The 298-nt window shown below is 38.3% G+C and carries 1 pseudogene; it reads left to right on the plus strand.

What is annotated here, in order from left to right:
• Window positions 1-5 precede the first annotated feature (5 nt).
• Window positions 6-298: pseudogene (locus tag ACT3RN_RS16325) on the plus strand (IS1595 family transposase); the annotation flags it as partial.

Genomic DNA, 298 nt, shown 5'->3' on the forward strand with positions numbered 1-298 from the left:
CTTTTATGAAGATAACCCGTTGTAAACTAACTACAAAAGTACAGCGAAGGCTATTAGATTTTTTTACGGCTGACGTAACCGCTAGAACAGCCGCAGATTTACTCAATATTCAACCTAACACTGCTGCACTTTTTTATCATAAAATAAGACTTGTGATAGATTACCATCTCTCATTAGAAGCTGATGAGCTCTTTGATGGTGATGGTGAAGTCGAATTAGATGAAAGTTACTTTGGCGGTGTACGTAAAGGCAAAAGAGATCGCGGGGCTGCTGATAAAACAGCTGTATTTGGTATATT

It is taken from the genome of Psychrobacter sp. AOP5-GZ1-6, from assembly GCF_052376345.1.
In the GTDB taxonomy this organism is placed as follows: Bacteria; Pseudomonadota; Gammaproteobacteria; order Pseudomonadales; family Moraxellaceae; genus Psychrobacter.